Raw genomic sequence first — 6,447 nt, forward strand, 5'->3', positions numbered from 1 at the left:
ATCTGCATGTCATTAACCAAAAAAATATAAAATGAACTTAGCTCAAAAACTTGGATATCCTGAAAACACAAAACTATTAATCATTCATGCAGATGATGCCGGATTATCACATTCAGAAAATCAGGCTACTATAAAAGCGCTTCAAAACGGATCTATAAACTCCTACAGTATAATGGTGCCGTGTCCATGGTTTTATGAAATGGCAGTATTTGCTAAAAACAATCCAAATTATGATTGCGGAATACATTTAACATTGACTTGCGAATGGGAAAATTATAAATTCGGGCCTGTTCTTCCGACTTCTGAAGTTTCAAGTTTAGTCGATCAAAACGGTTATTTTTATAAAACAAGAAAAGATTTTAAAGACAATGCAAAACCTTCTGAAATTAAAAAAGAACTAACTGCTCAAATCGAAAAAGCGTTGCAATTTGGCATTCAGCCTACGCATCTTGACTCGCATATGTGCAGTGTTGGCGTAACTCCGGAAATTTTAGAGATTTATAAAGAACTCGGAAAAACATACAATTTACCCGTTTTCATCAATAAGGATTTTGTCGAATCCATTAGCTTATCTGATGAAAAATATGATTTTGAAAATACTCTTTTAGCAGATAATCTTTTAATTGGATATTATAATGATTTCGAAAAAGGAGAACTTAAAAAATCATATGAAAAAGCTTTAGATAATATTACTTCAGGATTTATGTTTTCTTGCTTCATCCTGCTTTTGATGAATTTGAAATGCAGGGCATTACTATAAATCATCCCAATTTTGGTTCAGCCTGGCGTCAAATTGATTTTGATTATTTTACAAGCGATGAATGCAAAGCAAAGTTAAAAGAAAATGAAATTCAATTAATTACATGGAGAGAGATTGGGCAAATTAGATAATTTAGATAATTTTTCTTTTTTTATGTGAATACTGAAATATCCTGATTCCAAAAATGTAACAAACAAAAAACATTGATTTCGTAATTTTATAAGACACTTAAATTATAGGAATCATGATAAATTCAGAAGATAAATTAGATCAAATCAAAGACGAACAAATTGAAAGAAATTTGGAAAACTTAGATTATCCAGCAAATGAAGACATTTACAATCAGGAAGATAAACTAGAAGATATAGATCCGGAAGGTATTTCTGGAGAAAGAATCATCAATCAGGACAATCACGAATGGAAACAAAACAGTGATAAAATTGGAAATGATTTGGATGTTCCGGGTTCTGAACTTGATGATGATCAGGAAGAAATAGGTTCAGAAGATGAAGAAAATAATTTCTACAGCGAGGGCGATAATAATTAGATTTATATTGCTCTATATATTTAAAAGCCCTTCAAGGGGCTTTTTTTGTTTAGGAATTTACTTAAAAACATAGCGACTAAAATGTGGAATTTAGAAAATCTAAACCAAATCGGCTTTTTTTTTAAGATTAATAAAAAAAGAAACAGAATTTAACAATTGTGATAAACTAAAGCAGAAAATCATTTGTCAGCCCGCAAAATAACGATTACTTTTGCAACAGTTTAACTTTTACATATAAAATGAAGCCTAACACACAACAATTAAGCGATTTAACGATCCAAGTAAGAAGAGATATTCTTAGAATGGTACATGCTGTAAACTCTGGCCACCCAGGTGGATCACTAGGTTGTACTGAATTTTTGGTTACACTATACCAAAATATTATGGACCGCAAAGAAGGTTTTGATATGAACGGAATTGGAGAAGATCTTTTCTTCCTTTCTAATGGGCATATTTCTCCAGTTTTTTATAGCGTATTAGCACGTAGCGGTTATTTCCCTGTTTCAGAACTTGCATCTTTCAGATTATTAAACTCCCGTTTACAAGGACACCCTACAACCCATGAAGGGTTACCTGGAGTTCGTATAGCTTCTGGTTCGTTAGGACAAGGTTTATCTGTAGCTCTTGGTGCAGCTCAAGCTAAAAAATTAAATGGAGACAATCATTTAATTTATTCTTTACACGGAGATGGAGAATTACAAGAAGGTCAAAACTGGGAAGCTATCATGTATGCTTCTGCAAAAAAAGTAGACAACATAATTTCGACAATTGACCTTAACGGAAAACAAATTGACGGTACAACTGACGAAGTTTTACCAATGGGAAGTATCCGTGCTAAATTTGAAGCTTTTGGCTGGGATGTTCTCGATATCGAAAAAGGAAACGACATTGACGCTATTCTTGCAGGTTTAAATGATGCAAAATCAAGAACAGGAAAAGGTAAACCAGTTTGCATTTTACTACATACTGAAATGGGTAATGGAGTAGATTTTATGATGCATACTCATGCTTGGCATGGTAAAGCACCAAACAACGACCAGTTGGCAAGTGCTTTAGCTCAAAACATCTCAACTTTAGCAGACTATTAAAAACCAGCTTTAAGCTTTAAGCAGTAAGCTTTATGCCTATTGCCTACAGCCTATTGCGTACAGCAAAATATAAAATGAAAAAATACGAAAATACAGGAAGTAAAGATACTCGTTCGGGTTTTGGAGCGGGAATGACTGAACTAGGTCAAAAAAATGAAAATGTAGTAGCACTTTGTGCAGATTTAATTGGATCATTAAAATTTGATGATTTCAAGAAAAATCACCCAGAGCGTTTTTTCCAAATTGGTATTGCAGAAGCTAACATGATTGGTATTGCTGCAGGTTTAACTATTGGAGGAAAAATTCCATTTACAGGAACTTTCGCTAACTTCTCAACAGGAAGAGTTTACGATCAAATTCGTCAATCTGTTGCTTATTCAGATAAAAACGTAAAAATCTGTGCTTCTCACGCTGGTTTAACATTAGGAGAAGACGGTGCAACTCACCAAATTTTAGAAGATATCGGATTAATGAAAATGTTACCGGGAATGACTGTAATCAATACTTGCGATTACAATCAAACTAAAGCTGCAACATTAGCATTAGCAGATCATCATGGTCCAGCTTATTTACGTTTCGGTCGTCCGGTTGTGCCTAACTTCACTCCTGCTGACGAGCCATTCGTAATTGGAAAAGCAATTTTATTAAACGAAGGAACTGATGTAACAATTATTGCAACAGGACACTTAGTTTGGGAAGCTCTTATTGCTGCTGAAGCTCTTGAAGCAAAAGGAATTTCTGCTGAAGTAATCAATATCCACACTATTAAACCACTTGACGAAGAAGCTATCCTTAAATCGGTTGCTAAAACAAGATGTGTAGTTACTGCTGAAGAGCACAACTACCTTGGAGGTTTAGGAGAAAGCGTTTCAGGAGTACTAGCTTTGAACAATCCAACTCCACAAGAATTTGTAGCAGTACAAGATAGTTTTGGAGAATCTGGAACTCCAGAACAATTAATGGAAAAATACAAACTAAACAATCAAGCAATTGTTGAAGCTATAGAAAGAGTTATTAAAAGAAAATAATTTTTAGTTTTCTTACTTTATAAAAACAAAAAACCTCGAAAGTGATTTCGAGGTTTTTTTATGTCTTCTATTTTATTATTTCTTTTGATAAGGATACGATTTATCCAAATGAATTCTTATTCTTCCTGCAGCTGTATAATCGGCTGGTAAAAAACTTTTAGGATTATCAATTGATTCTGGCTGCCCTTCAGTTTTAAGAGGACCAGTTGGTCTTCTAGGAATTCCTCTTGGCTCCGTTTCATCTGTATTTGGCGTACTTGGATTGTCTACAACAGGATCCCAAGGATAATAGGTACTTGCCCCATTAAATACTCCATCTATCCAGCCAATATGATTTGCTGGTTTTGTAATTTCATAATAAGTAGAATAGCCATCTCCATCATCATCAGTATCTACACAATCCGGAACACCATCTTTGTCTGTATCATCTGCCACCATTGTTGCTGGCGGAGTTGGATATCTTGCAGTATCTCTAAAATCATAAATATATCCATCTCCATTTAGATCTTCCTGATAATCAAAAACACCATCAAAATCATGATCTAGCCTTTGAAGGCTGAACAATTTAAAACTAAACACTAAAGGTGAATAAGCGGGAATAGCATCTTGTCCTGAACCATAATATCCTAATCCAGAAGGCAAAAACATTACTCCTGCACCAAAATCTGTATACGTTATTGCACCATCAGGCCCCGGAGCGCTAGGCGTACCTGTTTTAAACTGAGGGAAAATTTCGCCCCATCCATCAATTACAGATTGTGCTGCATACAAATATAATTCAAAGCTTCTTCCTACACCATAAGAAGAATCAAATACAGTCCCATTTAATAAACTTCCTGCATATGAAGCATAAACCTTATCCGTATTTGTAGGAGATTCTCCACTACCTTTATTTAAAGATAAGTAATATACTTTATAAGTAACGTCGTGATTGTAAACATCTCTGGATAGCAAAGGATATACTGTTTGATTCATGATTGAAGTTTGTGTTCCTCCTGCCGGAATTTTTTCAATCGTTATATCAAAATTAGCCGTTACTTCTTTTATATAATGAGTATTTAAATATTTAACAATAGAGTCATTGTCAGCTTTATATTGTTCTTTATAATCTCTTAAAGGAACTGTTTCCGGATCATCATGGTCTTTACTACAGGAAACTATAGCTATACCCGCAAGTAATAAAATAAAATAATATTTAAATTTATTCATTATTGTTAATTTTTTAGGTGCGCAAGATACAATATTGATTTATTTTTGTAAAGAATTTAACTTGGATTTTAGAAAAATTATGAGAATAGATAAATACTTATGGTGCGTGCGTTATTATAAGACCAGAAACATGGTAACTGAGGCTTGTAAAAAGAACCACGTTACTGTAAATGGACAAGTTGCAAAACCATCTAAAGAAGTTTTTCCTACTGATAGAATTACTTTTAGAAAAGATCAAATTACACAAATTATTACCGTACTCGACATTCCTGAAAATCGTGTAGGAGCCAAACTCGTAGATATATACCGCAAAAACGAAACACCTGCAGAAGCTTACGAACATTTAGAGTTATTAAAACTTTCTAAAGAGCATTATCGTAAAACCGGAACTGGAAGACCGACTAAAAAAGACCGAAGAGATATTGACGATTATGGAAGTGATTTTATTGATGAGGAAGAAACGGAGTAAATTTCAATTTTAAAATTCCAAATTCCAAAACTCAGCAAACCTAAAATTATTCCAAACAATTGACTACCCCAAACCTCAACATCAAATTGGAATTTGGGTTTTATTTATTTGGAATTTCATCAAAAATCTGAAATCTAAAATCTAAAATCTAAAATTCTAATTGTATTTTAGCAAAAAAAATAAATCATGAGCAAAAATATCATCTTAACCAATCAGGAAATCGAACACAAAATAAAACGTATCGCTTATCAAATTTACGAGACGTTTGTTGACGAAGAAGAAGTTGTAATTGCCGGAATTGCTTCCAGCGGTTCTGTTTTTGCTCAAAAAATCGCTAATGTATTAAGCGATATATCTACTCTAAAAATTTCTCTTTGCGAAGTACGAGTTGACAAACAAAATCCGCAGCTTCCTATTCAGACTTCTTTATCAGCAGAAGAATACTCCAATAAAGGATTAGTTCTTGTTGATGATGTCTTAAACTCAGGCACAACATTAATATACGCTGTTCGTCATTTTCTGGACGTTCCGCTTAAAAAATTCAAAACTGCGGTGCTTGTAGACCGAAATCACAAAAAGTACCCTGTAAAAGCCGATTTTAAAGGAATTTCTTTATCTACGTCTTTATTAGAGCACGTTCAGGTTGTTTTTGATGAAAACGGAGACAATTACGCCTTTCTAAGCTAAGATTTCTAAAATATCCTCAACTGTTTCATCGACCGTTTTATTATCTACCACAACTTTATGCTGTGCGTGATTATAATAAAAACTTCTGTCGAATAAATGTTTTGCGATAAATTCTTTCATTTCGTCTTCATTCATATCTGCAATAAGAGGCCTTTTACTTTTATTGTAAACTAATCTATTATATAAAGTCTCTATTGAAGCTTTTAAATATATAGATGTAATATCCTCTCTTTGCAATAATAAATGATTATTTGCATAACATGGAGTTCCTCCGCCTAAACCAATAATACTATTTTCTGAAGATTGAAGTAACTCAAGAAACATTTCGTGCTCTAATTTTCTAAAATAGATCTCACCATGCTTCTCGAAAATCTCTTTTATGGACAAATTTGTTTTTTTTTCGATACAATTATCTAAATCGAGAAAGGGAATATTTGTAATTTTTGAAAGGTTTTGTGCAATTGTTGACTTTCCGCAGCCCATATAACCTAATAAGACGATTTTTTTCATTCTAATAAAACACTATAAATTAGGGGATTGTAAATTTTGTTTAAAAAAAGACAAATTTATAATAAAATTGCTTGCAATTAATAAAATAAACTCCTTATATTTGCACCCGCATTCAAGAAACGAATATGACTCGATAGCTCAGTCGGTAG

General features: G+C 33.2%; 8 protein-coding genes. 6 read left to right on the forward strand and 2 right to left on the reverse strand.

The window, feature by feature from the left end; translation table 11 throughout:
- The first annotated feature begins 31 nt into the window (after positions 1 to 31).
- The 4 genes from B3C18_RS00485 (at position 32) to B3C18_RS00500 (ending at position 3,423) form a co-directional block, all read left to right on the forward strand.
- Positions 32 to 760, forward strand: a complete 729-nt coding sequence (locus tag B3C18_RS00485) for a polysaccharide deacetylase family protein (RefSeq protein ID WP_291140710.1) — start codon at positions 32 to 34, stop codon at positions 758 to 760.
- A 244-nt stretch (positions 761 to 1,004) separates the two neighbouring features.
- Positions 1,005 to 1,307 carry a hypothetical protein gene (locus B3C18_RS00490; protein ID WP_291140713.1) on the forward strand — a complete coding sequence of 101 codons (303 nt, stop codon included), beginning with the start codon at positions 1,005 to 1,007 and terminating at the stop codon, positions 1,305 to 1,307.
- Between the two features lie 239 nt (positions 1,308 to 1,546).
- Positions 1,547 to 2,395, forward strand: coding sequence for a transketolase (locus tag B3C18_RS00495; RefSeq protein WP_291140716.1), 849 nt, complete (start codon positions 1,547 to 1,549; stop codon positions 2,393 to 2,395).
- Between the two features lie 74 nt (positions 2,396 to 2,469).
- A complete protein-coding gene (locus tag B3C18_RS00500; protein WP_291140719.1) occupies positions 2,470 to 3,423 on the forward strand; it encodes a transketolase family protein in 954 nt (317 codons plus the stop codon).
- Between the two features lie 75 nt (positions 3,424 to 3,498).
- Here the strand turns inward: B3C18_RS00500 and B3C18_RS00505 are convergent, their stop codons facing one another.
- Positions 3,499 to 4,632 carry an FKBP-type peptidyl-prolyl cis-trans isomerase gene (locus tag B3C18_RS00505; protein ID WP_291140722.1) on the reverse strand — a complete coding sequence of 378 codons (1,134 nt, stop codon included), beginning with the start codon at positions 4,630 to 4,632 and terminating at the stop codon, positions 3,499 to 3,501.
- Positions 4,633 to 4,711: 79 nt separating this feature from the next.
- Between B3C18_RS00505 and B3C18_RS00510 the strand changes: the two genes are divergently transcribed.
- Positions 4,712 to 5,101: an RNA-binding S4 domain-containing protein gene (locus tag B3C18_RS00510; RefSeq protein WP_291140724.1), complete on the forward strand. Its 390-nt coding sequence runs from the start codon at positions 4,712 to 4,714 to the stop codon at positions 5,099 to 5,101.
- A gap of 186 nt (positions 5,102 to 5,287) precedes the next feature.
- Positions 5,288 to 5,788: a phosphoribosyltransferase domain-containing protein gene (locus tag B3C18_RS00515; RefSeq protein ID WP_291140727.1), complete on the forward strand. Its 501-nt coding sequence runs from the start codon at positions 5,288 to 5,290 to the stop codon at positions 5,786 to 5,788.
- Here the strand turns inward: B3C18_RS00515 and B3C18_RS00520 are convergent.
- Complete coding sequence (locus B3C18_RS00520; RefSeq protein ID WP_291140730.1) at positions 5,780 to 6,298, reverse strand: shikimate kinase; 519 nt, start codon at positions 6,296 to 6,298, stop codon at positions 5,780 to 5,782. The two genes, B3C18_RS00515 and B3C18_RS00520, sit on opposite strands and share 9 nt — an antisense overlap.
- Between the last annotated feature and the right edge of the window lie 149 nt (positions 6,299 to 6,447).

Source organism: Flavobacterium sp. UBA7680 (assembly GCF_002482975.1).
In the GTDB taxonomy this organism is placed as follows: domain Bacteria; phylum Bacteroidota; class Bacteroidia; order Flavobacteriales; family Flavobacteriaceae; genus Flavobacterium.

Bases quoted from the DNA above. Each gene is read 5' to 3' on its own strand.
- B3C18_RS00520 (WP_291140730.1), bottom strand. From the start codon at position 6,298: ATGAAAAAAATCGTCTTATTAGGTTATATGGGCTGCGGAAAGTCAACA.
- B3C18_RS00515 (WP_291140727.1), top strand. From the start codon at position 5,288: ATGAGCAAAAATATCATCTTAACCAATCAGGAAATCGAACACAAAATA.
- B3C18_RS00500 (WP_291140719.1), top strand. From the start codon at position 2,470: ATGAAAAAATACGAAAATACAGGAAGTAAAGATACTCGTTCGGGTTTT.
- B3C18_RS00495 (WP_291140716.1), top strand. From the start codon at position 1,547: ATGAAGCCTAACACACAACAATTAAGCGATTTAACGATCCAAGTAAGA.
- B3C18_RS00490 (WP_291140713.1), top strand. From the start codon at position 1,005: ATGATAAATTCAGAAGATAAATTAGATCAAATCAAAGACGAACAAATT.
- B3C18_RS00505 (WP_291140722.1), bottom strand. From the start codon at position 4,632: ATGAATAAATTTAAATATTATTTTATTTTATTACTTGCGGGTATAGCT.
- B3C18_RS00510 (WP_291140724.1), top strand. From the start codon at position 4,712: ATGAGAATAGATAAATACTTATGGTGCGTGCGTTATTATAAGACCAGA.
- B3C18_RS00485 (WP_291140710.1), top strand. From the start codon at position 32: ATGAACTTAGCTCAAAAACTTGGATATCCTGAAAACACAAAACTATTA.